The organism is Phreatobacter sp. GW821-FHT04C01 (assembly GCF_059420385.1).
Map to the genome: position 1 here is coordinate 970001 of NZ_JBWKTP010000001.1, position 26826 is coordinate 996826.

The 26826-nt window shown below is 67.1% G+C and carries 28 protein-coding genes; 15 read left to right on the forward strand and 13 right to left on the reverse strand.

Going from position 1 to position 26826, the window contains the following annotated elements; translation table 11 throughout:
- The first annotated feature begins 80 nt into the window (after window positions 1-80).
- Together AC07WJ_RS04535 and AC07WJ_RS04540 are read left to right on the forward strand one after the other, a co-directional pair.
- Complete coding sequence (locus AC07WJ_RS04535; RefSeq protein WP_494933313.1) at window positions 81-626, forward strand: GNAT family N-acetyltransferase; 546 nt, start codon at window positions 81-83, stop codon at window positions 624-626.
- 100 nt (window positions 627-726) lie between these two features.
- On the forward strand, window positions 727-1227 hold the full coding sequence (locus tag AC07WJ_RS04540; protein ID WP_494933314.1) for a GNAT family N-acetyltransferase: 501 nt from the start codon (window positions 727-729) through the stop codon (window positions 1225-1227).
- Between the two features lie 384 nt (window positions 1228-1611).
- Here AC07WJ_RS04540 and AC07WJ_RS04545 read toward each other — a convergent pair whose 3' ends face one another.
- From AC07WJ_RS04545 to AC07WJ_RS04565, 5 genes are all read right to left on the reverse strand, one after another.
- On the reverse strand, window positions 1612-2403 hold the full coding sequence (locus tag AC07WJ_RS04545; RefSeq protein WP_494933315.1) for a dienelactone hydrolase family protein: 792 nt from the start codon (window positions 2401-2403) through the stop codon (window positions 1612-1614).
- A 75-nt stretch (window positions 2404-2478) separates the two neighbouring features.
- Window positions 2479-3108 (reverse strand): uracil phosphoribosyltransferase, encoded by a 630-nt coding sequence (gene upp, locus AC07WJ_RS04550; protein ID WP_494933316.1) that lies wholly within the window; start codon window positions 3106-3108, stop codon window positions 2479-2481.
- Window positions 3109-3145: 37 nt separating this feature from the next.
- Window positions 3146-4384 (reverse strand): URC4/urg3 family protein, encoded by a 1239-nt coding sequence (locus AC07WJ_RS04555; protein WP_494933317.1) that lies wholly within the window; start codon window positions 4382-4384, stop codon window positions 3146-3148.
- A gap of 2 nt (window positions 4385-4386) precedes the next feature.
- Complete coding sequence (locus tag AC07WJ_RS04560) at window positions 4387-5640, reverse strand: GTP cyclohydrolase II (RefSeq protein ID WP_494933318.1); 1254 nt, start codon at window positions 5638-5640, stop codon at window positions 4387-4389.
- 152 nt (window positions 5641-5792) lie between these two features.
- A complete protein-coding gene (locus tag AC07WJ_RS04565; protein ID WP_494933319.1) occupies window positions 5793-7583 on the reverse strand; it encodes a cation:proton antiporter domain-containing protein in 1791 nt (596 codons plus the stop codon).
- Between the two features lie 708 nt (window positions 7584-8291).
- Here AC07WJ_RS04565 and AC07WJ_RS04570 point away from each other — a divergent pair.
- From AC07WJ_RS04570 to AC07WJ_RS04580, 3 genes are all read left to right on the forward strand, one after another.
- Window positions 8292-9437, forward strand: a complete 1146-nt coding sequence (locus tag AC07WJ_RS04570) for a type III PLP-dependent enzyme (RefSeq protein WP_494933320.1) — start codon at window positions 8292-8294, stop codon at window positions 9435-9437.
- Window positions 9438-9552: 115 nt separating this feature from the next.
- The gene (locus tag AC07WJ_RS04575; RefSeq protein WP_494933321.1) at window positions 9553-10134 is read left to right on the forward strand and encodes a GNAT family N-acetyltransferase; all 582 of its coding nucleotides are present in this window, start codon (window positions 9553-9555) and stop codon (window positions 10132-10134) included.
- A gap of 104 nt (window positions 10135-10238) precedes the next feature.
- Window positions 10239-10571, forward strand: coding sequence for a hypothetical protein (locus AC07WJ_RS04580; RefSeq protein ID WP_494933322.1), 333 nt, complete (start codon window positions 10239-10241; stop codon window positions 10569-10571).
- Between the two features lie 58 nt (window positions 10572-10629).
- On the opposite strand, the gene AC07WJ_RS04585 is transcribed toward AC07WJ_RS04580, so the two are convergent.
- Together AC07WJ_RS04585 and AC07WJ_RS04590 are read right to left on the reverse strand one after the other, a co-directional pair.
- Window positions 10630-11640 carry an ABC transporter substrate-binding protein gene (locus AC07WJ_RS04585; protein WP_494933323.1) on the reverse strand — a complete coding sequence of 337 codons (1011 nt, stop codon included), beginning with the start codon at window positions 11638-11640 and terminating at the stop codon, window positions 10630-10632.
- A gap of 106 nt (window positions 11641-11746) precedes the next feature.
- Window positions 11747-12898 (reverse strand): iron-containing alcohol dehydrogenase, encoded by a 1152-nt coding sequence (locus AC07WJ_RS04590; protein ID WP_494933324.1) that lies wholly within the window; start codon window positions 12896-12898, stop codon window positions 11747-11749.
- 116 nt (window positions 12899-13014) lie between these two features.
- On the opposite strand from AC07WJ_RS04590, the gene AC07WJ_RS04595 reads away from it, so the two are divergent.
- The 3 genes from AC07WJ_RS04595 to AC07WJ_RS04605 are packed head-to-tail and all read left to right on the forward strand — an operon-like array spanning window position 13015 to window position 14746.
- Window positions 13015-13488, forward strand: coding sequence for an Lrp/AsnC family transcriptional regulator (locus AC07WJ_RS04595; protein WP_494933325.1), 474 nt, complete (start codon window positions 13015-13017; stop codon window positions 13486-13488).
- Between the two features lie 57 nt (window positions 13489-13545).
- Window positions 13546-13935 (forward strand): RidA family protein, encoded by a 390-nt coding sequence (locus AC07WJ_RS04600; RefSeq protein WP_494933326.1) that lies wholly within the window; start codon window positions 13546-13548, stop codon window positions 13933-13935.
- A 4-nt stretch (window positions 13936-13939) separates the two neighbouring features.
- The gene (locus AC07WJ_RS04605) at window positions 13940-14746 is read left to right on the forward strand and encodes a creatininase family protein (RefSeq protein ID WP_494933327.1); all 807 of its coding nucleotides are present in this window, start codon (window positions 13940-13942) and stop codon (window positions 14744-14746) included.
- Window positions 14747-14758: 12 nt separating this feature from the next.
- Here AC07WJ_RS04605 and AC07WJ_RS04610 read toward each other — a convergent pair whose 3' ends face one another.
- Window positions 14759-15286: a DedA family protein gene (locus AC07WJ_RS04610; RefSeq protein ID WP_494933328.1), complete on the reverse strand. Its 528-nt coding sequence runs from the start codon at window positions 15284-15286 to the stop codon at window positions 14759-14761.
- Between the two features lie 264 nt (window positions 15287-15550).
- On the opposite strand from AC07WJ_RS04610, the gene AC07WJ_RS04615 reads away from it, so the two are divergent.
- Window positions 15551-16522 carry a phosphoribosylaminoimidazolesuccinocarboxamide synthase gene (locus AC07WJ_RS04615; RefSeq protein ID WP_494933329.1) on the forward strand — a complete coding sequence of 324 codons (972 nt, stop codon included), beginning with the start codon at window positions 15551-15553 and terminating at the stop codon, window positions 16520-16522.
- Window positions 16523-16563: 41 nt separating this feature from the next.
- Here the strand turns inward: AC07WJ_RS04615 and AC07WJ_RS04620 are convergent, their stop codons facing one another.
- The 3 genes from AC07WJ_RS04620 to AC07WJ_RS04630 form a co-directional block, all read right to left on the reverse strand.
- Window positions 16564-17187, reverse strand: a complete 624-nt coding sequence (locus AC07WJ_RS04620) for a 2,3-bisphosphoglycerate-dependent phosphoglycerate mutase (protein WP_494933330.1) — start codon at window positions 17185-17187, stop codon at window positions 16564-16566.
- Window positions 17188-17203: 16 nt separating this feature from the next.
- Window positions 17204-18019, reverse strand: a complete 816-nt coding sequence (dapB, locus tag AC07WJ_RS04625; protein ID WP_494933331.1) for a 4-hydroxy-tetrahydrodipicolinate reductase — start codon at window positions 18017-18019, stop codon at window positions 17204-17206.
- Between the two features lie 124 nt (window positions 18020-18143).
- Window positions 18144-19379, reverse strand: coding sequence for a Zn-dependent hydrolase (locus AC07WJ_RS04630; RefSeq protein ID WP_494933332.1), 1236 nt, complete (start codon window positions 19377-19379; stop codon window positions 18144-18146).
- A gap of 86 nt (window positions 19380-19465) precedes the next feature.
- Between AC07WJ_RS04630 and AC07WJ_RS04635 the strand changes: the two genes are divergently transcribed.
- Both AC07WJ_RS04635 and AC07WJ_RS04640 read left to right on the forward strand, forming a co-directional pair.
- A complete protein-coding gene (locus AC07WJ_RS04635) occupies window positions 19466-20200 on the forward strand; it encodes a DUF1007 family protein (protein WP_494933333.1) in 735 nt (244 codons plus the stop codon).
- A complete protein-coding gene (locus tag AC07WJ_RS04640) occupies window positions 20197-21189 on the forward strand; it encodes a nickel/cobalt transporter (protein WP_494933334.1) in 993 nt (330 codons plus the stop codon). The genes AC07WJ_RS04635 and AC07WJ_RS04640 overlap by 4 nt, the downstream gene beginning before the upstream one ends.
- Before the next feature lie 18 nt (window positions 21190-21207).
- On the opposite strand, the gene AC07WJ_RS04645 is transcribed toward AC07WJ_RS04640, so the two are convergent.
- On the reverse strand, window positions 21208-21744 hold the full coding sequence (locus AC07WJ_RS04645; RefSeq protein WP_494933335.1) for a GcrA family cell cycle regulator: 537 nt from the start codon (window positions 21742-21744) through the stop codon (window positions 21208-21210).
- A gap of 249 nt (window positions 21745-21993) precedes the next feature.
- Here AC07WJ_RS04645 and AC07WJ_RS04650 point away from each other — a divergent pair, with 249 nt between their 5' ends.
- The 3 genes from AC07WJ_RS04650 (at window position 21994) to argF (ending at window position 24767) form a co-directional block, all read left to right on the forward strand.
- On the forward strand, window positions 21994-22482 hold the full coding sequence (locus AC07WJ_RS04650; RefSeq protein WP_494933336.1) for a hypothetical protein: 489 nt from the start codon (window positions 21994-21996) through the stop codon (window positions 22480-22482).
- A gap of 144 nt (window positions 22483-22626) precedes the next feature.
- A complete protein-coding gene (locus AC07WJ_RS04655) occupies window positions 22627-23808 on the forward strand; it encodes an aspartate aminotransferase family protein (protein ID WP_494933836.1) in 1182 nt (393 codons plus the stop codon).
- Window positions 23805-24767: an ornithine carbamoyltransferase gene (gene argF, locus AC07WJ_RS04660; RefSeq protein ID WP_494933337.1), complete on the forward strand. Its 963-nt coding sequence runs from the start codon at window positions 23805-23807 to the stop codon at window positions 24765-24767. The genes AC07WJ_RS04655 and argF overlap by 4 nt, the downstream gene beginning before the upstream one ends.
- A gap of 63 nt (window positions 24768-24830) precedes the next feature.
- On the opposite strand, the gene AC07WJ_RS04665 is transcribed toward argF, so the two are convergent.
- Window positions 24831-25172: an NIPSNAP family protein gene (locus AC07WJ_RS04665; protein WP_494933338.1), complete on the reverse strand. Its 342-nt coding sequence runs from the start codon at window positions 25170-25172 to the stop codon at window positions 24831-24833.
- 241 nt (window positions 25173-25413) lie between these two features.
- On the opposite strand from AC07WJ_RS04665, the gene leuC reads away from it, so the two are divergent.
- The gene (leuC, locus tag AC07WJ_RS04670) at window positions 25414-26823 is read left to right on the forward strand and encodes a 3-isopropylmalate dehydratase large subunit (RefSeq protein WP_494933339.1); all 1410 of its coding nucleotides are present in this window, start codon (window positions 25414-25416) and stop codon (window positions 26821-26823) included.
- Window positions 26824-26826 lie beyond the last annotated feature (3 nt).

Sequence of the window (26826 nt, forward strand, 5' to 3'; positions counted from 1 at the left end):
GCCCCTCGGCCAGCGGCCGGCGGGTTCCTTGCGCCCGGCTAAGCCGCTATTGCCTTCATCGTGGTCATGGGAGTGCCGCGATGTTTACGATCGAGACGCCGAGGCTGCTCTTGCGGCCCTGGCAAGGCCGGGATCGGGCGCCGTTCGCCGCCATCAACGCGGACCCCGAGGTGCGCCGCTACTATTATCCGAGCCTGCTTTCCGCTGGAGAAAGCGCCGCGGTGCTTGACGCGGCGATGACCGGTTTCGCCGCCGACGGGTTCGGCTTCCTGGCGATGGAACGCAAATCCGACGGCGCGCTGATCGGCGGCGCCGGGCTGTCGCGGCCCGGGCCGGAGGTTCCGGGGGATGATCAAGTCGAGATCGGCTGGATCCTCGGCCAAGCTTATTGGCGCCAGGGTTATGCGACGGAAGCCAGCCTCGCCTGGCTCGATGCCGGTTGGCGGAGGTTCGGGCTCGATACCGTCATCGGCTATACCTCGGCGGTCAATATGGGCTCGCGGCGGACCATGGAACGGGTCGGCATGCGCCATGTGCCGGAGGCCGATTTCGACGACATCACGGTCCCGGTCGGCGATGCGTTGCGCCCGCACGTGCTTTATCGGATCGACAGGCCTGCCGGATGATGGTGTGACGTCGGATCGGGCGAGCGCTGGCCGGCCCGGCTTCTGCCGGATCGCCGCTTCATCCCGAGGGCTGCTCAAAGACGTGGGACGGAGTGGGACGGTGATCGACATCAGATCGGCGAGACCGGAGGACGCTGCGACCCTCGCCCAGCTCGTGGTCGACAGCTATGCCGAATTCCAGGACAGGCTGACGGCCGACAACTGGGCGATGATGCAAGGCGGTCTCCGCCGCGCCGTGTGCGACCCGGGCAAGGGCTTGCCTCTGGTCGCAATGGTCGATGGATCCACCGGCGGCTTCATCCTGTATTTCCAGCCCGGCCAGTCCGACGGTGCGATCTTTCCGCGCGAATGGGCTTCCGTTCGCATGCTTGCTGTCGCGCCGGCGATGCGCGGCCGCGGTGTCGGCAAGGCTCTGGTGGCGGAATGCCTGGGGCGGGCGCGCGCCGAGGGAGCCGAAACCTTCGGCCTGCACACCAGCGAGTTGATGATCACCGCGCGCGGCATGTATGAGCGTCTGGGTTTCGAGGTGGTGCGCGAGCTCGAACCGCGCCTTGGGGTCAGGTACTGGCTGTTCCGGCTCAGCCTCGCCGGCAGGGACTGACCGCCGCTTTGCCGTCATGGCCGAAAGATCTTCCCGGGCGATCGAGCGGCACGGCCGGCGACGGCGCTCGAAAAGGTGGGACATGGCCCGCGGAGCCATCGGTCTTCGAACGCAGGTGATCAGGGCCCAACGAAAAAACCCCACTCCGTTGGGGGCGGAGCGGGGCAGATCGGGAGGAAGAAACCGCGATTCGCGGCCGTTGGGCACAGAAAACCTAACAGGGCGAAGCTGAGATTAAGCTGACATAAGACAGGCCTTAATGCCAGTGTCTCGATGTTTTTTTGTGCATCCTGTGGAAAGCCCATGGAACGTGCGGCCGGTTCGAAGCCGGCCGAGGCGAGGGCCAATGGCCGTGAAGACCATTCCTTTGCCGGATCGGTGCGGTCACATGCCCCGCAGCGTCGCCATGACCCGCATGATCGCATCCTGCCGGGCGGCGGGATTCGTGCCAATGGTCACCTGGCCGTCGACGCGCTGCGCATAGGCGGCTCGCCGGGTCCTGAGCGGCAGGTCCGGATGGTCGAAATCATGAAAGGCGCCGGGATAACCGACAAAGGTCGCGCCGGCGGTCCGGGCGATCGCGACGCAGGGCTCGGCCGGCGTCCAGTCATCCGCCTCGCCATGCAGAATGGTCACCGGCTGGCGTGGCGACCAGCCGGATCGCAGGAAGCCGCGGCAACCGGGATAGAAGATGAGCGCCAGGCGATAGTCGACGCCGGCGGGCGGCGTCATGCCGGTGGCGTAAAGCGCCGTCGTACCGCCATTGGACCAGCCGATGAGCGCGATGCGGCGCTTGTCGACAAAGGCCTGGCGCGCCAGCCATTCGGCCGCGCCCGCGGCATCGAGTGCCCGGCCGCGGGGACGGATGGCGCGCTCGCGCGTGGTGCAGGTCGCGGTCAGGCCGCGTGGCGAATAGGAATCGGGAAACAGGACGACAAAGCCCGCGGCGGTCAGTCGCGCCGCCCAATCGGCCGAGCGGGCATCGAGTTCGCCACGGCGCCAGAGACCGGCGCAGCCATGAAGTCCGACGACCGCCGGGAAGGGACCAGGACCTGCGGGACGGAACAGCACGCCGGTGATTTCGGTCCGGTCCTGGGAAGGGAAGCTCACCCGTTCCTGCGCCCGGAGATCGCCGAGCGTCAGGAGCAAGAGGGCGGCGAGCAGGAGCCAGGGCATGACAACCAGCCTCCGGGCGCCGAGGCGACGCACCATTCTCATGCCGGCCGGGGAGGCGCCTTCTCCCGCCGGCCGCTATTTGGTGCCGAACATCCGGTCGCCGGCATCGCCCAGCCCTGGCACGATATAACCGTGATCATTCAGGTGACTGTCGATCGAGGCGGTCCAGATCGGCACTTCCGGATGGTGGCCATGGAAATTGGCGATGCCTTCGGGAGCTGCGAGCAGGCAGACGAAGCGCAGGTTGGTGACGCCGCGTTCCTTCAGCCGCTCGACCGCGGCGATCGCCGAATTGGCGGTGGCCAGCATCGGATCGGTGACGATGACCAGGCGGTCGGCGACGTCCTCCGGCGCCTTGAAGTAATATTCCACCGCCGTCAGGGTCTGCGGATCGCGGTAGAGCCCGATATGGGCGACGCGGGCCGAGGGCACCAGTTCGAGCATGCCGTCCATGAAGCCGAGGCCGGCGCGCAGGATCGGTGCGAAGACCAGCTTCTTGCCGCCGATCTGCGGCGCCATCATCGAGCCCAATGGCGTCTCGATCTCGACCTGCTGCAGCGGCAGGTCGCGGGTCACCTCATAACAGAGCAGCATGCCGATCTCGTGCAGCAGCTGGCGGAAACCCTTGGTCGACCGGCTCTTGTCGCGCATCAGCGTCAGCTTGTGCTGCACCAGCGGATGCTGGACCACGGTGACATTGTTCATCGCTACCCTCCCGGTCTTTCGCCGGCTACCATGAGATCTAGAAAACGGTTCCGTCGCTGACCACCCGGATCGGCGGCCCGCCATCGGCGCGCTTCTCGCGGGCGAGCCTGCGGCCGGCCGACCAGGTGCCGCCTTCGAGCACGCGGGCGAGCGGGAAGGCTTCGGCGCTGACGCCGAGCCGCGCGCGGACCAGCGGCGCGATACGGTCGAGCAGGGCAACGGTCAAGCCGCGCCACTCCACCACCAGGGGGGAATCGACCGTGTTGGCGGCCTCGGCAGCGGCCGGATCGCGCAGCGCCAGCACGCCCATGTCGACGAACAGGCCGCCATTGCGGTACTCGGGCAGGCCGGTCAGGCCGTCGATCCCGGTGACCGTGATGCCGCCCCATTGCAGCGGTTCGATCAGCGAATAGGAAAGCCATTGCGACAGCTTGTGGAAGGGGATCAGCCCGTCGCTGGCGTCGCCGGCCGTCATCAAGGGGTGGCGCCAGGTATCGCCCAGCGCGATTCCGCCAAGCGAGATCCGGCTCGGCCAGATCGCGCCGAGATGGGCGAGAACGGCGGCGAGGATGGCGGTCGCCGGCAAGGCGCCCGCCTCGGCGCGGGCGCTCAGGTGGTCGAACAGGCCGCCCGGGCGCGGCGTATCGTTCATTCCGAACACGGCCGGATTGGCGGCGACGGCTTCGCCGAGCCGGCAAAGGAGTTGCGCCCGCCCGTCCAGGCCGACCAGGGGATTGTCGCCCGAAACCTGGAACCCGTGGGCGATATCCCCGGCGGTCAAGGCCGCGAGACGGGCGGCATCCGCCCTCAGCCCGCGCCGGTCGTCGGCGAAGGCCCCGGCCTCGGCCATGCGCAGCGAGGCGACCGCCAGGCCTTCGGATTTCGACATGTCGGCGCCGGTGGCCTGGTCGCGATAACGCCAGCCCATGCCGGCTCCGGCGTCGAGCAGCACCGAGACGATGGCGAGATCGAAGGCGGTGCGGCCGCGCTCGGCCGGATCGGCGATGGATGCGAGCGCTTCGCGCCCGAGATCGCGGCCGGCGGCGACGAAATGGCGCCAGCGGGCATGGAAGGGAATGTCCAGGCTCGGATAATTGGCGCGGATCACCTCGACCACCAGGTCGGCCGCGGCCGACAGCCGGTCCATGTCGACGGTGAAGGCGGTCAGCTTGTCGTCGAGGCCGAGCGCCAGCATCTTGGCCGCCCGCTCGCGCACCGCCGAGGTGGTCAGGAGGGCGCGCGCGGCGCGCGGCGCGTCGAGTTGTGCGAAAGCCATGCTCAGAAGTCTTCGATCTTGCGGCCGACCACCTTGGCCAGGTCGTCATGGCTCGGCGGGGCCTCGGGGGTGAAATAGCCGGCGGCCTTCTTGGCCTCCATCTCGACGGACGCATCCTGTGGCACGAGATCGTCGGGGATCGGCACGCGCTCGACCACGTCGACGCCGGCGGCGACCAGCGCGTCATATTTCATGTTGGACATGGACATGAAGCGGTCGATGCGGCGGATGCCGAGCCAGTGCATGACGTCGGGCATCAGCTGCTGGAAGCGGGCGTCCTGGACGCCGGCGACACATTCGGTGCGCTCGAAATAAGTGGCGGCCTGGTCGCCGCCCTCCTGGCGCTTGCGGGCGTTGTAGACGAGGAACTTGGTGACCTCGCCGAGCGCCCGGCCTTCCTTGCGGTTATAGGCGACGAAACCGACGCCGCCCTTCTGGGCGTCCCGGGCCGCCTCTTCGATGCCGTGCACCAGATAGGGCCGGCAGGTGCAGATGTCGGAGCCGAACACGTCGGAGCCGTTGCACTCGTCGTGCAGGCGGCCGGAAATGAAGGTCCTGGGGTCGCCGAGCTTGGCGACATCGCCGAACAGATAGACGGTGATATTGCCGATGGGCGGCAGGAACACGCTCATGTCGGGGCGGGTGACCAGCTCCGGATACATGCCGCCGGTCTGCTCGAACAGGGTGCGGCGCAGGTTGGTTTCGGAGGTGCCGAAACGCTCGGCGATGCCGGGCAGGTACCAGACCGGATCGATGGCGATCTTGACGCAGGCGATGTCGCCGCTGTCGCGCACGATGGTGCCGTCGGGCTTCAGCCGCGTGCCGATATGCTCCTTCAGCTCGGGTAGCGTCAGCCGCGCCTTGGTGATGGCGATCGACGGGCGAATATCGACCCCTTCGGCGATCTGCGGCCGGAAGGCTTCGCCGACCATATGGCCCCAGGGGTCGATGGAGACGATGCGGCCGGGTTCTGACCATTGCGGGAAGGGGCCGATGGTCACGACCGGATGGGTGTTGGTCAGGTCCGGCCGCTGGATCGGATTGAGCGCGCCGGCCGAGACGGCGAGCGCACGGTAGAGCGCATAGGAACCGCCATGGGTGCCGATGGCGTTGCGGTCGGGGCCGGCATTGACCGTGGCGACGACCGGGCCGCGCTCATCGGCGGTCCTGGCGCCCCAGGCGATCCTGAAACGCGACGGCGTGCCGGCGCCGGGATGGGAGGTCAGCCGGATGTGGCTGGACTTGTTGACGCTCATCCTGTCCTCGATGGCCCGATGGCCTCATGGAACGGATACGGCCCCCCGTCGGGATTGGCGGAGGGCCGTCAATGAGCAATTGATCATGGCGGAGGAACGTAAAGGCTGCAAGACAATCCCGCGCGAGGTCGCTGCCGGATCCGCGCCCGCTGTCAAAGCGTCTTGCGCGAGCGCACCGCGTGCTTGATGCGGCTCTCGTCGGCACCGGCCTCCTGCAATTCCTTGCGGAACACGTCGCGCCGCTCATGCACCGAGGCGATCACCAGTCCGGCCGGCACGCCGAGATCGAACAGCACGGCTTCGGACAGCTGCAGGCTCGCCTCGATGGTCTCCGGCACGGCATCGGTGACGCCGAGCTTGTAGAGCGCCTTGGCATGGTCGGCGTCGCGTGCCCGCGCGATAATGGTCAGCTCCGGGCTGATCGACTTGGCGAGGCCGGCGATCTCGTCCATGGCGCCGGCCGTGTGCAAGGTCAGCACCAGGGCCGAGGCCTCGCGCAGGCCGCAGGATTCCAGGAAGGCGCGGTTGTTGGCGTCGCCGTAATAGACCTCGTGGCCGGTGCGCCGGAGATCGGCGATCTCGCGGGCGTCGCGGTCGATGGCGATGAAGGGCACCTTGTGGCGGGCGAGCATCTCGCAGACGAGCTGCCCGACCCGGCCATAACCGACAACGATGACGCGCTTGTCGGGGGTGACCGGCGGCGTCACCAGCAGGGCCGGATCGACCGGCGCGGCGGTCTTGACGCGCTCGGCGAAACGCGCGCCGAGGGCATCGAGCAGGGGGACGGTCGCCATGCTGAAAGCGGTCAAGGTGGTGATGAAGGCGCCGGTCTCGGCGGCGACGACGCCGGCGGCGGTGGCAAGGCCCATGGTGACGAAGGCGAATTCGCCGGCCGGGCCGAGCAGCAGCGCGCTGCGCACGGCCACCGTCCAGCTCTGGCCGAAGGCGCGCACCAGCGGCACCAATACCGCGATCTTCAGGCCGACCAGGACGACCAGCGCGCCGATGAAGGCGAGCGGCCGGTTGGCGATCAGCGACAGGTCGATGGACAGGCCGACGGAAAAGAAGAAGGCGCCGAGCAGCAGGCCTTTGAACGGCTCGAGGGTCGCCTCGATGGCGCGGCGGTATTCGGTCTCGGCGAGCAGCAGGCCGGCGACGAAGGCGCCGAGCGCCATGGACACGCCGAAGGCCGCGGTGACCACGCCCATGCCGATGGCGATCAGGACCGTGGCGGCCATGAACACCTCCGGCCCGTCGGCGGAGGCGACCAGGCGCAGGAAAGGCCGCAGCACGAGCCGCCCGACCAGCACCACCAGGGTCACCGCGACCACGCCCTGGGCAATGGCGATGGCAAGCCCGAGCATGACGCTCTCGCCGCCGCGGGTGGCCAGCGCGCCGACCAGGAACAGCAGCGGGATGACCGCGAGATCCTGCATGAGCAGGACCGCGAAGCTGGTGCGGCCGGTGGTGGTGGCGAGCCGCTTCTTTTCGGCCAGTTGCTCGACCACGATGGCGGTCGAGGAGAGGGCCAGCGCACCGCCGATCAGGATGGACGCGGCGACCGGCTGGCCGAACCACCAGGCGACCAGGGCGATGATGCTGGTGGAGGCGACCACCTGGGCGGTGCCGAGCCCGAGCACCAGCCGTTTCATGCGGGTCAGGCGCTCGTAGGAGAGCTCGAGGCCGATCAGGAACAGGAGAAAGACGACGCCGAGCTCGGCGAAGACCGAGATCTCCCTGCTGTCGCTGACCGCGATCCATTTCAGCCAGGGCAGGCCGTCGACCAGCCGGCCCACGCCGAAGGGGCCGAGCAGCGCGCCGATACCGAGAAATCCGATGACCGAACTGATGCCGAAACGGGCGAGAATGGGCACGGTGACCGCGGTGGTGCCCAGGATGATCAGGACGTCCTTATAGGCGGCGAGATCGACGGCTGCTGCCAAGTCACCATTCCCCGAGGTTAGCGCGACGCTGCCGATCTTTATGCAATCTTTATGCGGGAGCGCCAACCACCTCTCGCAGGTCGCCGCGACGCATTGCCGCCACGGTTCGGGCACTTTTCTGAACAGTTGTTAACACCATGACCTGACAGGCGAAATTTCTTGGCGGCAGGGGGCCAGAAAGGCCTTGCATGGGGGGCGGAATCTGTTATCTGTCGCCTCGCCCAATTTCGCACGTGCCTGTGGTTGCGTGCCGGTTGGTGGGCATCCGGACAAGAGGCCGGACAGCCGCCCGAAGACTTGGGGATGCACCGGCTTTGCCGGGCCGTATCCCAGGGGCGTCGTGAGACGCGGGGTCTTCGATACCTAACCGGCAGCCGGAGGCAAACCGGCGAACTCTGCCCTCCGCAGAGGACGCGACTTGAAGCAACGACGATCGGGCTTTTTTGGTCTCAGCCGGTGTCCAGAGCCGGCGACTGAAGAGGCTTGTTCTTCTTGCCGGCCGTGCGGTTCGGGGTCATTCCCAAGCCATGCGAAGGCGTCTTTTTTCGTGCAGGCCGGCAACGGCTTGGTGCGCGATGCGGCGTCTCGGCGAACGTCATCGGGTTGTGACCGTCACCGGTGTTCCGTCTCCAAAGCGGACCCGGGAAGCGATTCGCTCCCATGGGTTCAACCCTTTCCAGGTCCAGGGGGACCTGAGGGGAGGCTTTCATGACCGACCGTATCCGCGAATTCCTGCGCCATCGCCGCGAGGACGGACCGATCCTCGTCGTCGACCTGAACGTGGTCGCCGAGAACTTCACGAAATTTGCCCGGGCCCTGCCTGACACGCGCGTGTTCTACGCCGTGAAGGCCAATCCCGCGCCGGAAATCCTGAACCTGCTCGCTGAAATGGGCTCGTGCTTCGACTGCGCTTCCGTGGTCGAGATCGAGCAGGCGATGGCGACCGGCGTTTCGACCGACCGGATTTCCTTCGGCAATACGATCAAGAAGGAAAAGGACGTCGCGCGCGCCCTTCAGTACGGCGTGCGCCTGTTCGCGGTCGATTGCGAAGCCGAGGTCGAGAAGATCGCCCGCCAGGCCAAGCTCCTGGGCGCCCGCGACGTCAAGGTGTTCTGCCGCTTCCTGCAGGATTGCGTGGGCGCCGAATGGCCGCTGTCGCGCAAGTTCGGCTGCGCCGCCGAGATGGCGCCGCGCGTGCTCGAACTGGCGCATCGGCTCGGCCTCACCGCCTATGGCCTGTCGTTCCATGTCGGCTCGCAGCAGACCAATATGGGCGCCTGGGACGAGGCCCTGACCACCGCGTCGTCGATCTTCCGCACGCTCGCCGAGCGCGGCATCGAGCTGAAGATGGTCAATATGGGCGGCGGTTTCCCGACCAAATACCTGAAGGACGTGCCGGCGGCGGAAGCCTATGGCGCCTCGATCTTCGACGCGCTGATCAAGCATTTCGGCAACCGCATCCCGGAGACGATCATCGAGCCGGGCCGCGGCATGGTCGGCAATGCCGGCATCATCGAAACCGAGGTCGTGCTCATCTCGAAAAAGTCCGACGCCGATGAGGTGCGCTGGGTCTATCTCGACATCGGCAAGTTCCACGGCCTCGCCGAGACCATGGACGAAGCCATCCGCTATCCGATCCGCACGGATCACGACGCGGACGAGAAGGTGCCTTGCGTGCTGGCCGGACCGACCTGCGATTCGGTCGACGTGATGTACGAAAAGGTGCCGTACATGCTGCCGGTGTCGCTGGAGATCGGCGACAAGGTGCTGATCGAGGCGACCGGTGCCTATACCACGACCTATTCGACGGTCGGTTTCAACGGCTTCGCGCCGCTCGCCAGCGTCTGCATCTGAGACTTTCCCGCCCGGTTTGCCGGGCGGGTTTCCCCTGACAAAAAAGTCCCGACCGGCCGGATCTTTCCGGCACGAGGGCTGTCGTCTGTCTCGAGCCTTGAGAAGGACCGCGGCCATGACCGTGCACGTCACCGATTTCGCTTGCTCCGCCGTCGTTGTCGCCGACGAACAGGACAACCATGTCGCCGCCCGCGAGGCGCTGCTCGACGCGGCCTTCGGAGTCGATCGCGGCAGCAAGACCTCCGAGCGCCTGCGCGAAGGCCGGCTGCCGGCCGATGGCCTGGCGCTGGTCGCGACCATGGCCGACCGGCTGGTCGGCACGGTGCGGCTCTGGCACGTCACGCTCGGCCCCGGCCGGCCTGCCCTGCTGCTCGGGCCGATCGCGGTCGATCCGGCGCTGCGCACAGCCGGCATCGGCAGGCGCCTGATGGACGAGGCGCTGGCGCGGGCCGCGGCCCGGGGCCACCAGGCGGTGATCCTGGTCGGCGACGAGCCCTATTATCGCCGCTTCGGCTTTTCGACCGCGAAACTGGACAGGCTCTGGCTGCCCGGCCCGCTCGACCGCCGGCGCTTCCTCGGCCTCGAACTGGCCGAAGGCGCGCTCGACGGCGTGGGTGGGCTGGTCGGTGCGACGGGCAAGGATGCACCCCGATGGAGCGGCTGGGATATCGCCATGGAAGCCCGGATCGCCGCCTGAGACTTGATTGCTTTGCCGGTCACACATCCTCAATCTGTGACCGGCATGCTCTCGACCGGAACGCTAGGGAAAGGTAGACTTCCCTGCAGCATCGGGAGTCGATCATGATCCGCAACGTCGCCGCCGGCCTTGTCGCCGCAATCGCTGTTTTCGCCGTCGAGGCGGCGATCCATGACGCCGAGGCGCGCCCGCGCCGCCGGGCCGTTCCGGAAGTCCGGGTCAGCCGGCCGAGCTGGCTGGTCACGCCCAAGGTCGAATTCCCGGGCAATAACAATTCGATGCGCCCGGACATGATCTATGCGTCGGTCTCGGCGACCGGCGATCTCGCGGTCATGTCGACGAGCATGCGCGGCACGCCCGGCCCCGACCGTTTCTGGGGCGCGCCGGGCTGGACGGTGCAGTGGCCGTGGCCGGCGGCGTTCTACGCGCGCGACTGAGCCAAGAGGCGACGCCAACAGGAGCCGGCCCTCGGGCCGGCTTTTTGCTATCCGGCCATCACATTTTGCGGAGCGCGCGGCCAAGCCCCTTGTTGACGAAGCGCGGGTCGAAAGCCCGATGCCAGTCGAGGTTCGGCCTGACGATGCCGGCCTTGACCATGGTGTCGAAGAAGCCTTTGACGCGGGCTTCCGTCAGGGCGCCGATGCCGAGCGTCAGGCTGTCGCCGGAATCGACGATGCCATGGACGCGCATCCGGGCGAGGGCATAACCGATCTTGCCGTCATCCATGTCAGGATTGTCGCGCTTGATCAGGGCATTGGCCGCGGCATTGTCGCCATAAACGTAATTGTACCAGCCGATGATCGAGGCTTCGACGAAACGCTGGGCGGTGGCGGCGCGCTCCGCCAGCATGGAGCGGTGGATCTCGATCGTGGTGGCGTAGGGGTCGAAGCCTGAATCGGCGAGCAGGAAGACCTTCGGCGCGAAGCCGGCGGCGCGCTCGATCGCATAGGGCTCCGAGGTCAGGTAGCCCTGCATGGCCGAGCGCTTGTCGGCGAGAAACGGCTGGGCGTTGAAGGTATAGGGCTTGAGCTGGTCGTCGCGAAAACCATGCTCGGCCTTCATCCATTGCCAGAACGTGGCGACGCCCGCCTGCGAGATGAAAAGGGTCGGCAGCCGCTTCAGGTCGGCGAAGCTCTCCATGCCCTGGCCGGGATGGGCGATCAGGACTTGCGGGTCCTTCTGGAACAGCGCGGCGATCACGATGGTCGGCACGTTCTGGTCGACCGCGGCGAAGGCCTGGATCATGTTGCCGCCCATGTAGAAATCGAGCCGGCCGGAGGCGAGCAGCAGGCGGTTGTTCACCTGCGGACCGCCGGGGACGATGGTGACGTCGAGTCCGTGGCCGCGATAGGTGCCGTCGGCGAGGGCCTGGTAAAAGCCGCCATGCTCGGCCTGGGCGACCCAGTTGGTGCCGAAGCTGATGCGCTCCAGGCCCTGGCCGAAGGCGAGGCGCGCCGGCAGCATGGAGGCGGTCAGGCCGGCGAGGACGCGGCGGCGGGTGGCCATGATAGCGAGCCTCCGTCAAGGCTCCGGCGGGCGGCCGGAGGCGCGACCGGCATAGCGCTCGATATTGCGCCGCACAAGGGCGCCGGCGGGGGCGCGCCCGCAGTCGTCACCAGGCTTCGCGATAGATCGCCAGGGCATCGGCCTCGGTGACCAGCCGCGGATTGTTGACGAGCAGGCGGGTCTGTTTCATCGCGTCCGCCGCCAGCATTTCGAGATCGGCTTCTGGCACTTTCACATCGCGCAGGCGCGGTTGAAGGCCAAGCTCCAGCGACAGGGCGGCCATGCGATCGGCGAAGGCATCCGCGGCGGCGGCGAGCGGCCGGCCCGCGAGGTCGGGGAACAGGATGGGCGCGAGCTCGCCGTAGCCGCCGGCCGCGGCTGGCGCATTGAAGCGCAGCACATAAGGCAGCACCAGCGCATTGGTCAGGCCGTGGGGCAGGTGGTAGTGGCCGCCCAGCGGATAGGCCAGCGCATGGACGGCGGCGACCGGCGAGTTGGCGAAGGCCTGGCCGGCCAGCATGGCGCCGGTCAGCATGTCGGCGCGCGCGGCACGGTCCGATCCGGTCTTCACCGCGGTCCGGATGGCGCCGCCGAGCAGGCGCAGCGCCTCGCGGGCGAGCGCCTTCGACAGCGGGTTGTTGTTGGGGCTCGCCGAGGTATAGGCCTCGATGGCGTGAACCATGGCGTCGATGCCGGTGGCGGCCGTCACGTGCGGCGGCACGGACAGCGTCAGGTCGGGGTCAAGCAGGGCGATATCGGGCAGGATCGCCGGCGAAACCACGCCCATCTTGGTATGGGCGCCGGTGGTGATGATCGAGATCGGCGTCACCTCGGAACCGGTGCCGGCGGTGGTCGGCACCAGGATCAGGGGCAGGCGCGGCCCCCTGGCATTGCCGACGCCATAGATGCCGGCGAGCTGTTCCTGTTCCAGCGCCAGCAGGGCGACCAGCTTGGCGACATCCATGGGCGAGCCGCCGCCGAAGCCGACGACACCCTGGACCCTGGCCTCGACCGCTGTGGCGACCGCCTTCAGCACGATCGCCTCCGGCGGGTCGGCCACCACCTTGTCGAACACCACGGCCTCGCAGCCGGCGGCCGCAAGGCTGTTCAGCGCGTGGTCCAGGAGGCCGGAGGCGACGATGCCCTTGTCGGTGACGACGGCCACGCGCTTGCCCATGGTCCGCGCCGCCAGCGTGCCGAGTTCGGCGATCGCGCCGGCGCCGGAGACGATCGATCTGGCCGTGTTGAAAGTGAACATCCCTGGCTCCCCGATTTCCTGCCCGGCGCTGCAGCCGCTCGCAAAGTGTCGATTGACCGGCTAAATCGAATGCCGTCAAGCCGCCCCGCATGCCCGCCTTCGAGGGACCAAGCCGAATGGACGATACCGACCGCCGCATCCTCGCCGTGCTGCAGACCGACGCCTCGTTGTCGATCGCCGAGATCGCCTCGCGCGCCGGCCTGTCGACGACGCCGGCCTGGAAGCGCATCCAGAAGCTCGAGGCCGAAGGGATCATTCGTGGCCGGGTCGCGCTGCTCGACCCGAAGAAGCTCGGCCTCGGCCTGACGGTCTTCGTCTCGGTCGAGACCTCGGATCATTCCGAGGCCTGGCTCGCCCGTTTCGCCGAGCTGGTTTCGGCCATGCCCGAAGTGATGGAATTCTACCGCATGGCCGGCGATGTCGACTACATGCTGCGCGTGGTGGTCGCCGACATGGATGCCTATGACGGCTTCTACAAGCGGCTGATCGCCCAGGCGCCCTTGAAGAACGTCACCTCGCGTTTCGCCATGGAGCGGATCAAGCAGACCACGGCCCTGCCGCTCCATGTCAGGTCGAGCGCCGACAAGTAGGCGCGGACTTGCGACTTTCCCCGTTGTCCGGCCAAGCAGAGGCGCTACGATCCCATCATGCTCGACAAACGCACGCCCCCGGCCATGCCGGCGCCCTTCGCCAAATATTCCCATTCGGTCGTCGTGCCCGCCGGCACCCGCATGCTGTTCTGTTCCGGCCAGCTCGGTGTCGGTGCCGACGGGGCGATCCCCGAGGATGCCGGAGCCCAGGCCGATCTCTGCTTCAAGGCGATCGGCCACATGCTGGATGATGCCGGCATGGGCTTTGCCGACATCGTCAGGGTCAATGCCTTCGTCACCGACCGCGCCCACATGGCCGGCTACATGGCCTCGCGCGACCGGCACATGCCGAGCCCGCCGCCAGCCTCCACCTTGGTGATCGTCTCCGGCTTCACCAGGCCGGAGTTCAAGGTCGAGATCGAGGTGGTCGCGGCCAAGCTGGATTGATCCGATGCTGCCGAGACAGCTCTGGGCCGAAATGACCACCGCGGAGTTTCGCACGGCCGATACCGCGCGCTGGATCGCCGTCTTGCCGGTCGCGGCGGTCGAGCAGCACGGGCCGCATTTGCCCGTGCTGGTCGACACCGCGATCGCGGAGGGCAATGTGGACGCGGTGCGCCGGATCCTGCCGGTGGATCTCCCCGTGACCTTCCTGCCGACGGTCTGGATGGGCAAGTCCAACGAGCACATCAACTTTCCCGGCACCATCACGCTCAGTGCGGAGACGCAGATCCGCATGCTCACCGAGATCGGCGACAGCGTTGCCAGGGCCGGCGTGAAGAAGCTGGTCATCGCCAATTCCCATGGCGGCAATGTCGCGGCGATGGATATCGTCGCCCGCGATCTCAGGGTCCGTCACGGCATGCTCGCCGTGCAGGTGTCCTGGCATCGGCTGGGCGCACCGGAGGGGCTGTTTTCGGCCGAGGAGGCGCGGCACGGCATTCATGGCGGCGCGGTCGAGACCTCGCAAATGCTGCATTTCCGTCCCGACCTCGTGCAGATGGACAAGGCGCGCGACTTCATCTCGGCGGGGGTGGCGATGGAGCAGTCCTACAGCCACCTGCGCGCCATCTCGCCGGTCGGTTTCGGCTGGGTGAGCGAGGACCTGTCGACGGCCGGCGCCATCGGCAACGCGGCGGCGGCGAGCGCCGAGAGCGGCCGGCTGGCGACCGCGTTCACAGCGGCTGCCTTCGTCGCCCTGCTCGCCGATGTCGACCGGTTCCCGCTCGACAAGCTGGGAACCGGCGTGACCGTCTGAGGCGGGCCGGGCTCAGTGGAGCCAATTCATGTATTGGCCGAGGAAATTGCCCGGCGCCAGCAGCGCGCTGGCCCAGATGAAGGCCGAGACCACATTGGCGATCTGGAATTTCAGCTGCGGCATGGCGACGATGCCGGCGATCAGCGGCACCGAGGCGCGCAAGGGGCCGGAGAAGCGGCCGATGAAGATCGCCCAGACACCCCATTTCTCGAAGAAGGCGTGGCCCTTGGGCAGCATTTCCGGATATTTCGACAGCGGCCAGATATTGCCGACGCTGTCCTTGAAATAGCGGCCGAACCAATAAGAGATCCAGTCGCCGCAGGCCGCACCCAGCGACGCCGCGATGAGGATCGGCCAGAACGGTATGCCGCCGGCGCCGACCAGTGGCCCGAAGGCGACGATCATCGCCCAGGCCGGCACGATCAACGACAGGACCGCAAGCGATTCGGCGAAGGTCAGCGCGAAGATGATGACAGGTGCCCAGGCCTGGTTGGCTTTGACGAATTCGATGAGCGGGCCGATGTAACTCTGGACGTCCATTGCGATCTCGCGGCGACAGGCTGGCTTGGATTTCTCACAGGCGCCCAGCCTGCACAGGCGACGGCACGGACAAGCAATCCAGGCCGCCGACCCAAGACGATCGCAGGTTGGTGGTCAAGCGTTTCGGCTTCGCGCCAGTGTCGCAGGACGGCGATGCCGCTTCGTTTCAGCCGGTCGACGCGGGCTGTCGCGCCGGTTAAAGACAGGGTTCGCCGGCTGCGGCGGATGTCATCCATGCCTGGGCATGGACGAGGAGACGGGATCATGGATGTGACGGCTCTGAAGGCGCATGCCGGCCAGGTGCTCGACGATGCGACCATTGCCGAACTGCCCAATCATTACCGGGGCAAGGTCCGCGACAATTACGACCTGCCCGACGGCAGCCGGATCATCATCGCCACCGACCGGATCAGCGCCTTCGACCGCATCCTGGCCGCCATTCCGTTCAAGGGCGAGGTGCTGACCCAGACGGCGCGCTACTGGTTCGAACAGACCCGCGACATCTGCCCCAATCACGTCATTGCCTATCCCGACCCGAATGTGGTGGTCGGGCAGAGGCTGGACATCCTGCCGGTCGAGATCGTGGTGCGCGACTATCTCGCCGGCACCACGGCGACCTCGGTGCTCACCCTCTACAATGCGGGCCAGCGGCAGATGTACGGGGTGACGCTGCCCGATGGTCTGAAAGCCAACCAGCGCCTGCCGCAGCCGATCATCACGCCGACCTCCAAGGCCTTCGACGGCGGTCATGACGAGCCGCTGACGCCGGACGAGATCCTGGCCCAGGGCCTGCTGACGGCCGAGCAGTGGCAGACCCTGTCGACCTATGCCTTTGCCCTGTTCGCCCGCGGCCAGAAGCTCGCCGAGGAGCGCGGCCTGATCCTGGTCGACACCAAATACGAGTTCGGCACGGCGCCCGACGGCAGCATCGTGCTGGCCGACGAGATCCATACGCCGGATTCCAGCCGCTACTGGCGCCGCGCCAGCTATCGCGAGCGGTTCGAGCAGGGCGACAAGCCGGAGAGCTTCGACAAGGATTTCGTCCGCAACTGGGTGGTGGCGCGCTGCGACCCCTACAAGGACGCCATCCCCGAGATCCCCCAGGATGTCATCCTGGCGACCGCGGCTGTCTATATCGAGGCCTTCGAAACCATTACCGGCCAGGTCTTCGATCCCACCGGGACCAGCGGGCCGGTGCTCGCGCGCATCCGGCGCAACCTGGCCGGCTATATGTGAGCCGGTGCGGCGCCGGCCTGATGCCGGCCGCCGGACCCGCGTCAGCCTTCCAGGACCTGCTTGCTGGCGACGGTCGTATCGGCGTTCAGCTTGTAGACCAGGGGCACGCCGGTCTTCAGCTCCATCGACGGGATGGTCTCGGCGTCGAGGCCGTCGAGGACCATGACCAGCGCGCGCAGCGAATTGCCGTGGGCCGCGACCAGCACGCGCTCGCCGCGCATGACGCGCGGCAGGATCTCGCCGACATAATAAGGCAGGACGCGGGCCACCGTGTCCTTCAGGCTTTCGCCTGCCGGCGGCGGCACGTCATAGGAGCGGCGCCAGATATGCACCTGTTCGGCGCCGTATTTGGCGGCGGTCTCGGCCTTGTTGAGACCGGAGAGGTCGCCATAGTCGCGCTCGTTCAGGCGCCAGTCCTTGATGGTGGCAAGGTCAGGCTGGCCGATCTCACCGAGGATCAGTTCGCAAGTGTGCTGGGCGCGCGACAGGGCCGAGGTGAAGGCGATGTCGAAGGAAATGCCGAGCGCCTTCAATTCGCGGCCGGCACGGCGGGCCTCGTCGACGCCTTTCGGCGTCAGGCCCGGGTCCTTCCAGCCGGTGAACAGGTTCTGCAAATTCCACTCGCTCTCGCCGTGGCGCGTGAGCACGAGAAGGCGTTCGGTCATCATGGGATCCTGGTTCTCAGATATCGGAGAGGCCGAGCACATCGGCCATCGAATAGAGGCCGGCCGGGCGGCCCTTGGCCCACAAGGCAGCCTTCAACGCGCCGCGGGCGAACAGCGCCCGGTCCTCGGCGATGTGGTTGAGGCTGATGCGTTCGGTCGGGCCGGCGAAGGTGACGGTGTGTTCGCCGATCACGGTGCCGCCGCGCAGCGCGGCGAAGCCGATGGCGCCGCGCTTGCGCGCGCCGGTCACACCGTCGCGGCCGCGCTCGGAGTGATCCGCCAGCGCGATGTCGCGGCCGCGGGCAGCGGCTTCGCCGAGCAGCAGGGCGGTGCCGGAGGGCGCGTCGATCTTGCGGTTGTGATGCATCTCGACGACCTCGATGTCGAAGTCCTCGTCGAGCGCCTGGGCCGCCTTCTTGACGAGGGCCGCGAGCAGATTGACGCCGAGCGAGAAATTGCCCGATTTGACGATGGTCGCGGTGCCGGCGGAGGAGGCGATGGCGTCGTCCTCGGCCTGGCTGAAGCCGGTCGTGCCGACAATATGGACCTTGCGGTGCTTGGCGGCGAGACCGGCGAAATTCACCGAGACCGCGGGAATGGTGAAATCGATCAGGCCGTCGGCGGCCGCGAGCGCGGCGTCGGCATCCGAGCTGATCTGCACCAGTGCGCGCCCGGCACCGGCGATCAGGCCGGCATCCTCGCCGATCGCGACATGGCCCGCCGGTTCCAGCGCGCCGGTCAGTTTCAGGCCCGGCATCTCCTGGACCAGGCGGATCAGGACGCGGCCCATGTGACCGGCGGCTCCAGCGACGACCAGGCGCATCTCGGACATGGCTTCCTCACAGGGCTTGGGCAGATCTTGGGGCTCGAGGCGACCGCACAGCCCGTGGCGCGGTCTAGCAGTGCGGCGAGCCAATGAAAAGCGGCGCCGGCAGGCGCCGCCCTTCGGGTCCGGTTCAGGTGCGGGCGTCGTAGGCCAGAACCGCCTCGAGCAGCACCTGCGCGCCATGGGCGCAGTCCTCGAGCGTCGAGCTCTCCGCCTCGTTGTGCGACAGGCCCTCCTTGCAGGGCACGAAGATCATCGAGGTCGGGCAGACGCGGGCGACATACATGGCGTCATGGCCGGCGCCCGAGGTGATCTCACGGGCCTTCAGGCCGAGCTTCTCGGTGGCGCCGCGCACCATGGCGATGCAGGTCTTGTCGAACGGCGTGGCGGGCGAGTCCTGCAGCGGCCTGATCTCATGGGCGCCGTGATGGCGCGCGGCGGCTTCGGCAATGGCGATCTTGGCCTTGGTGACCATGATCGCCAGGTCGTCGTCGCTCGGATTGCGCATGTCGAGGGTGAAGCGGACTTCGCCGGGAATGATATTGGGCGAGCCGGGATGGGCCGAAACAATGCCGATGGTGGCGAGGCCGTTGGGCGCGTGGTCGAGCGCGATCTGGCGGATGGCCGTGGCGGCCTCGGCGAAGGCGGCGAGAGCGTCGCGCCGATAGGGCATCGGCGTGGTGCCGGCGTGGCTCTCGCGCGCGGTGATGCTCACGTTGAACCACTTGATGCCCTGGATGCCGGTGACGATGCCGATGGTCTTGGCTTCTTCCTCCAGGATCGGGCCCTGTTCGATATGCAATTCGAAATAGGCCTGGAAGCCGAGCGCGCCGGGCTTGTCCTTGCCGCGATAGCCGATGGTGTCGAGCGCCTCGCCCTGGGTGACGCCCTCGCTGTCCTTGAAGGCATCCATTTCGGCCTGGCTATAGGCGCCGGCATAAACCGCCGAGCCGACCATGGAGGGCGAGAAACGCGCGCCCTCCTCATTGGTCCAGTTGACCAGGGCGATCGGCGCATTGGTTTCGAAGCCGGCCTGGTGCAGTGTCTTCAGCACTTCCAGGCCGCCGAGCACGCCGAGCACGCCATCGAACTTGCCGCCGGTCGGCTGGGTGTCGAGATGGCTGCCCATGGCGATCGGCTTTTTCGAAGCGTCCTTGCCAGGCCGGACCGCCACCATGTTGCCGGCGGTGTCGAGATGGACGGCGCAGCCGAGCGCTTCGCATTGCGCCTTGAACCAGTCGCGCACGCGCCGGTCCTCGTCCGACAGGCTCAGGCGCTTGATGCCGCCCTTCGGCGTGCCGCCGATGGCCGCGGTTTCCATCAGCATGTCCCAGAGCCGCTGGCCGTCGATGGTAAGGTTGCTCATGGGGTCTCCGGTCAGGCGTTGATCACAAAGGCGCGACCATTTCATTGGCGCCGGTGCGAGGCAAGTGCCGCAGGAAAAAGCCGGCCATGCACGTTTCGTTAACCGTAAGGCTCGCCTTATCTTGGCCGCCTTCGCCGCCTTTGAGTGGTGCCGTCTTTTTATCCGGGGATCTTGCCGTGCCGCGCTTCCGGCTGCCATTCATGATCGGCGTCTTCGCCGCCGGGTTTGCGGCGAGCCCGGCCCGGGCGCATCCGCATGTCAGCGTGCAGACCGAAACCCGCGTCATGTTCGATGCCCAGGGCCAGGCGGTGGCCCTGGAACAGATCTGGACCTTCGACGAGATGTATTCGGCCTTCGCGATCCAAGGCCTCGATACCAACAAGGACGGCAATTTTTCGCGCGAGGAACTCGCCGAACTGACCACCATCAATGTCGAAAACCTCGGCCAGCAAAAATATTTCACCGTGGTTCGGCACGAGCGACGCTTCGTCTCGTTCGGCCCGGCGCGCGATGCCTGGTCCGAGGTGCAGGGCGGCAAGCTGACCCTGCATTTCACCATGCCGGTGGTGACGCCGTTCAAGCCGGGCGGCAAGCCGCTTGTCGTCGAGGTCTATGACCCCGAATATTTCGTCGCCTTCGAGCCGGCCGACGGTGAGCCGATGCGTCTCGTCGGCGCCCCGGAGGGCTGCAAGCTCGACTACAGTCCTCCACGCACGACCGGCGCGGCGGCCAATCTGTCCGAAAGCTTCTTCCAGTCGCTCAATGCCAGCGCCAATTTCGGCCAGCAATTTGCCGGCCGCTTCACGGTGAACTGCCCGTGAGCCTGAGCCGTCTGAACGGCCGGACCGCCGTCGCCATTGCGTTGGTGTCCGCCGCGATCGTCGTGGCGCCGCTGGTGCTGGAACCGGCCTTTGCCCAGGCACCGCCTTCGGCCTTCGGAGGCGCGGCGCGTGCGCCGGCGAATTCGGGCCTGTTCGCCATGATCATCGAACGGCAGGTGCTGTTCTATCGCCAGCTCACCGCCGCGGTCGGATCGATCCGGGCCGGCAATCAGGGCGCGCTGGCGACCCTGGTCGGCCTGTCCTTTCTTTATGGCATCTTCCACGCCGCCGGTCCGGGCCACGGCAAGGCGGTGATCTCCTCCTACATCGTCGCCAGCGGGGAGACGGTCAGGCGCGGCGTGACGCTCGCCGCCTTGTCGTCGCTGGTTCAGGCGTTGACCGCGATTTCGCTGGTCGGCGTGCTGGCGCTGGTGCTCGGCACCACCGCGCGCACCATGACCCGCGTGGTCGACTGGATCGAGATCGTCGCCTATGGGCTGATTGTGCTGATCGGGCTGCGGCTGCTTTTGGCCAAGGGCAAGGCCTTTGCCGCGCGCTTCGTGTCGTGGCGGTCCGGCCGGCCGGTGGCCGGCATGGGCTGCGACGACGGCTGCGCCCATCTGCCGGCGGCCGAGCAGGTGGCGCGGGCCCATTCCTGGCGCGAAACCATGGCCATCGTCTTGGGCGTCGGCCTGCGGCCTTGTACGGGAGCGGTGCTGGTGCTGGTTTTCGCGATGGCCCAGGGCATCGTCTATGCCGGCGTCGTCTCGGCCTTCGCCATGGCGATCGGCACGGCGATCACGGTGGCCGCGATCGCGACGATAGCCGCGGGCGCCAAGGGCCTGGCGGTCCGGCTCGCCGGGTCGCAAACCGGGCTGACCACCGTCCTGCTCAGCGCGGCGGAAGTGGCCGCCGCGGTGATCGTCGTCCTGTTCGGGGCCGGGCTCTTGACCGGCTATCTCGTGATGGAGCGGACCATGCCGTTCTAAGGCCGTTTCGCGCGCGGGTCAGCGCGCGATGGCGGTCTTGCTGCGGTCACGCCGCCGGTCGGCGACCGGCTGATAGGCAATGCGGCAGTGATAGGCGCAATAGGGCAGGCCGGTCGACGAACGGGCGCCGCAATAGCGGAAATCTTCCTTGCCGGGGTCGCCGATCGGCCAGCGGCAGGAATATTCCTTCAGCTCCATGATCGTGCAGCGCTCGCCCATCGGCACGACATTGTCGATTTCCGGCAGGGGCGCGAGATCGAGATCGGGGCTCGCCACGGGCAGGGCATGGGGCTTCAGCGCCAGATTGCCGCGCGAGGCGGGCATGGACGGGCGCGGCGGGGCCGACGGGGCGGCGCGGGCCGGCTTGCGCGGGCGCGGCGTCGAGGATGACGGCGCCTTGGCCCGGCCCGACAGGCCGAGGCGGTGAACCTTGCCGATCACGGCATTGCGCGTGACCGAACCGAGCTCGCCGGCGATCTGGCTTGCGCTCAGGCCGTCGTTCCACAATTTCTTCAAGAGCTCGACCCGTTCGTCGGTCCACTGCAGTTGCTGCATCTGGTCGTCTCCTCCTGGGTTAGGCATCGCGCGCAGGTTGAATCCCTCGGCCCGCGTCAGCTCGGAAGAAGCTGCCGCTGGAACGCCGCTACTCGGGAGATCGGGTTCGCCGCACGAGATGTCGTATGCCGACGGCCGGACATTACGCTACTCGTTGAATCTCACGCAAGAGTCCGGGGAATCAATGGGTTGTTTTCCCCAAAAGCTTCGCCGCGACCTGAAATTCATCCACAAGGCGTTAATGTGGGCGTGGAAGTCAGAGTCATAACAAGACCTTACTTTCTCTCGATCGGCCCGCACCGCTTGCGGAATGCCCCGCCGCAGCACGTGGGCACGGCGCCCAAGGGCGTATCGATCGCCCCTGACTGTTGCAAAAATGTCGGTGTCTCATGGCGCAGGACCGGGGGGATCGCGGTGCGGATCGGCGGATCCGGAGGGGTTGGGCTCACCGGAACACCGCAACTGGTCGCGACGGCCGGAGATCGCCCGGCGCCGGCCGTGCTGCTGGTCCGGGGCAGTGGCCCGAGAGACCGGGACGGCAACCAACCGCCGGCCCTGATCGCCGACATCATCGGGCAGATCGCCGTGACGCTCGCCGGTTTCGGCATTGCCAGCCTGCGCTGCGACAAGCGCGGCATGGCGCCGGCCGGGCGGTCCTGCCGGACCGGTCGCCCCGCTGTCACGGCCACGTTGCATGGCTGGTTTACCGGACTTGGCCGGGCGTCGCCGCCCCTATAGACAGCAGGCGGCAGGGGCGGGCAGGGCCATGTTCCTTGACATTCCGCCGATCTGTCCTAGCTTTCCGCCGTGCCGCCCTCCGGGGCGGCCGTTTTCTTTGCGCCATGGAGTCCTCGAGGAGGAATCGAAGTGATTACGCCTTTGATGCCGAACTATGCACGGTCCGAACTCGCCTTCGAGCGGGGTGAAGGGTGCTGGCTGGTGACGGCAGGCGGGCGACGAGTCCTCGATTTCGGCTCCGGCATCGCGGTCAATGTGCTCGGCCACGCCCATCCGCACCTGGTGGAGGCGCTGACCGAACAGGCCAAGAAGCTGTGGCACGTCTCGAACCTGCACCAGATTCCGGATGGCGAGCGGCTGGCCCGCCGGCTGGTCGAGGCGACCTTCGCCGATTCCGTGATGTTCTGTAATTCGGGCGCCGAGGCCAATGAAGGCGCCATCAAGATGGCGCGCAAATATCACGCGTCGCGTGGCGAGCCGAACCGTTTCCGGGTGATCACCTTCGAAGGTGCCTTCCACGGCCGGACGCTCGCCACCATCGCGGCCGGCGGGCAGAAGAAATATCTCGAAGGTTTCGGCCCGAAGGTCGAAGGCTTCGACCAGGTGCCGTTCGGCGACCACGACGCTTTGAAGGCGGCGATCGGTCCGGATACGGCCGCGCTGATGATCGAGCCGATCCAGGGCGAGGGCGGATTGCGCGCCGTGCCCAACGAGGAGCTACGTTATCTGCGCGAGCTCTGCGACCAGCAGGGCCTGCTCTTGATCCTCGACGAGGTGCAGACCGGCATCGGCCGTACCGGCAAGCTGTTCGCCCATGAGTGGTCGGGCATCACGCCCGACATCATGTCGATCGCCAAGGGTATCGGCGGCGGCTTCCCGCTCGGCGCCGTCCTGGCGGTGGAGAAATGCGCGGCGGTGTTCACGCCGGGCACGCATGGCACCACCTTCGGCGGCAATCCGCTGGGCATGGCGGTCGGCAATGCCGTGCTCGACGTGGTGCTGGCGCCGGGCTTCCTGGACGACGTCCAGCGCAAGGCGCTGCTGTTCAAGCAGAAGCTGGCGGGCCTGGTCGACAGCCATCCCGGCGTGTTCGAGGAGGTCCGTGGGTTCGGCCTTCTCACCGGCGTCAAATGCGCCCTGCCGAACGGCGACGTCACCAATGCCGCCCGCGACGCCGACCTGCTCGTGGTGCCGGCCGGCGACAATGTCATCCGACTCATTCCGCCGCTGATCGTGTCGGATGAAGAGATCGGCCAGGCGGTCGACAAGCTCGAGAAGGCCGCGCGCCAGCTCGAGGCATCCCTCGTCAAGGGAGCCGCCGAGTGACCACTTCACACAAGACGGCAACCGGCGCGGGCGACAGGCCCGCGGCGGACCGGCCGAAGCATTTTATCGACCTCAGCGATTTCGCCGGGAGCGATCTCAGGGCCATTCTCGACCGCGCGCGCGACCTGAAGCGTGTCCGACGCACGCCCAAGGCCGACAAGCCGCTGGCCGGCAAGGTGCTCGCCATGATCTTCGAGCGCCCGTCGACCCGCACCCGCGTGTCGTTCGACGTCGGCATGCGCGAACTCGGCGGCGAGACGATCATGCTGACCGGCGCCGAGATGCAGCTCGGCCGGGGCGAGACCATTGCGGATACCGCGCGGGTGCTGTCGCGTTATGTCGACGCGATCATGATCCGCATGCTCGACCACAATGCGGTCAGGGAGCTGGCGGATGCGGCCACGGTGCCCGTTATCAACGGGCTCACCAAGATGTCGCATCCCTGCCAGATCATGGCCGACATCCTGACCTTCGAGGAGCATCGCGGCTCGATCCGGGGCAAGACGATCGCCTGGGCAGGGGACGCCAACAACGTGCTGGGCTCGTGGATCCAGGCTGCCTCGCGCTTCGGCTTCAAGCTGAACATCGCGACGCCCGAGGAGCTGGCGCCGCGCCGCGAATTGATCGCCGCGGCCCAGCGCGAGGGCGCCGAGGTCACCTGGTCGTCGGATCCCTACCACGCCGTCGAAGGTGTCGATTGCATCGTCACCGACTGCTGGGTGTCGATGGGCGACGAGGATGCCGGCCGCCGGCACAACCTGCTCAAGGCCTATCAGGTCAACAAGCAATTGATGACCGCGGCGAAGTCCGACGCCCTGTTCATGCACTGCCTGCCGGCGCATCGCGGCGAGGAAGTGACCGACGAGGTGATGGACGGACCGCAATCGGTGGTGTTCGACGAGGCTGAAAACCGGCTGCACGCGCAAAAGGGCGTGCTGGCCTGGTGTTTCGGAGCCTAGGCCGCAGTTCGACGACCACGACAGCCACGTCCGGCATCGAAGTCCGGCACCCCGCCCGGCCGTTCAGGCCGGGCGACCCGGCAGCGGCGAATAATCGGTCAGGCGCAAGACGCGGTCCTCGATGGCGCCGACCAGGTTGCCGTGTTCGGCCGATGTCCGCCGCTTGATCTCGGCCCGTTCCTCATCGGCCATGAAGGCGGCCCAGCTGCCGGCCATGGTGTCCTCGTCCGGCCAGCGCAGGATGTAGATGAACTCGATACGGTCGGCGCCGGCGCTCTCCCACATGGCGGCGATGTCGAAGCCGTAGCGGGTCATGATCCGCGCGGCATGGTCGCGGAAGCGGGCATGGAATGCCGGCTTGTTGTGCGGAAAGATCTCGTAGATGCGCAGCTGGTGGATCATCATGCGGTCCCGTGTCGCGTGTCTTCCCGTGGAACATCTGGTGATGCGGCGCGCCCTTCGCCATCTATCCTTGATGGGTATGGCGTCTCGGAAAGCGGCGATCCCTGGCATCGGCCGGCCGGCCGCACCAATTCGCCATATCGCTCATGGCGTTCTGCCATGCGTCGGGTTCGCGCCCTCTTCTCACTGGGCGAATTCGACGATATGAGACCTGCCACGTTGGAATGATCGTAAGAGGTCCGCCATGGCCAAGGCCCGCACGCTGTACGACAAGATCTGGGACGACCATGTCGTCGACCAGCAGGACGATGGCACCTGCCTTCTCTATATCGACCGGCACCTGGTCCATGAAGTGACCAGCCCGCAAGCCTTCGAGGGCCTGCGCAATACCGGCCGCAAGGTGCGCGCGCCGCAGAAGACGCTCGCCGTCGTCGATCACAACGTGCCGACCACCAGCGACCGCGTCCTCGGCATCAAGGACGAAGAGAGCCGCCTGCAGGTGGAGGCGCTGGCCAACAATGCCGCGGAGTTCGGCGTCGAATATTACGACGCGGCGGATATCCGCCAGGGGATCGTCCATGTCATCGGTCCGGAACAGGGCTTCACGCTGCCCGGCACGACCATCGTCTGCGGCGACAGCCATACCTCGACCCATGGCGCCTTCGGCGCGCTGGCCCACGGCATCGGCACCTCGGAGGTCGAGCATGTGCTCGCCACCCAGACGCTGATCCAGAAAAAGGCCAAGAACATGCTGGTCCGCGTCGACGGACAGCTGAAGGACGGCGTCACCGCCAAGGACATCATTCTCGCCATCATCGGCGAGATCGGCACGGCCGGCGGCACCGGCTCGGTCATCGAATATGCGGGCGAAGCCATTCGCGCGATCTCGATGGAAGGCCGCATGACCATCTGCAACATGTCGATCGAGGGCGGCGCCCGTGCCGGCCTGATCGCGCCGGACGAGAAGACCTATGCCTATCTGAAGGGCCGTCCGAAGTCGCCGAAGGGGGCGGCCTGGGACATGGCGGTCAAATATTGGGACGGGCTCTATACCGACGAGGGCGCCCATTTCGACCACACCGTCGTGCTCGATGCCGGCAATCTGCCGCCGATCGTCACCTGGGGCACCAGCCCCGAGGACGTCATCTCGATTTCCGGCGTGGTGCCGAACCCGGACGAGATCGAGGACGAGAACAAGCGCCTCTCGAAGTGGCGGGCGCTCGACTATATGGGCCTCACCCCCGGCACCAAGATCACCGACATCCGTCCGGAAAAGGTGTTCATCGGCTCCTGCACCAATTCGCGCATCGAGGATCTGCGGGAAGTCGCCCGCATCGTTCGCGATCGCAAGGTCGCCTCGACCGTCTCGGCTATGATCGTGCCGGGTTCGGGGCTGGTGAAGGAACAGGCCGAGCAGGAAGGCCTGGACAAGATCTTCCTGGCCGCCGGTTTCGAATGGCGCGAGGCGGGCTGCTCGATGTGCCTGGCGATGAACCCGGACAAGCTCAAGCCGGGCGAGCGCTGCGCCTCCACCTCGAACCGCAATTTCGAGGGCCGCCAGGGCTATAAGGGCCGCACCCATCTCGTCTCGCCGATCATGGCGGCGGCCGCCGCCATCGAAGGCCATTTCGTGGACGTGCGCCACTGGGGGTGACGG